Below are 638 nucleotides of genomic sequence, written 5' to 3' on the forward strand. Positions count from 1 at the left end.
TGCGAAAAGACTAAGCTCCCATCAAGAATATCTGGAAATACTAGATTCCATTCCCGGGATTGCGAAAAGAATGGCTGAACAAATCCTCACGGAAATCGGAACTGATGTTAAAGCGCAATTTCCGAGTTCAGGCCATATGTGTTCCTGGGCCGGCCTGGTTCCAGGACAGAATGAAAGTGCAGGAAAAAGGAAATCGGCTAAGACAAAAAAAGGAAACAAATATTTAAGGTCTGCATTAACGGAGGCAGCTCATTCCGTAAGGGGATCCAAAAACTATCTCGGAGCGCTGTATAGACGGACTGCCTCGCGCAAAGGCAAAAAACGTGCTGGCATTGTCGTCGCCCACGCCATGTTGCGTATCAGTTATTATCTCTTAACACGTAAAGAAATGTATGTAGACCTAGGCGAAGACTACTTTGATAAGCAGAGACAACAATCGATTGTCAAGCATTCACTTAGACGACTCGAGAGCTTGGGATACACTGTTACGTTGGAAGAACCTAAAGTATCTTAATCCTGTCCACCAACCTACAATAGATCGATTATACTTGACGCTCTCCCCTTTTTTAAAAAACAAATGAGCTGCGTCTATTTAAGTATGGCCATATTTCTAAAGCTGTAGAATTTAATTTTCATGG

The 638-nt window shown here is 42.6% G+C and carries 1 protein-coding gene; it reads left to right on the forward strand.

Annotated features, from left to right (window positions below; genetic code table 11):
• Window positions 1-514, forward strand: a 514-nt coding sequence (locus V7150_RS23470; RefSeq protein ID WP_335523036.1) for a transposase, incomplete at its 5' end; no start/stop codon positions are given.
• Window positions 515-638 lie beyond the last annotated feature (124 nt).

This window comes from Neobacillus drentensis (assembly GCF_036965245.1).
In the GTDB taxonomy this organism is placed as follows: Bacteria; Bacillota; Bacilli; order Bacillales; family Cytobacillaceae; genus Neobacillus; species Neobacillus drentensis_G.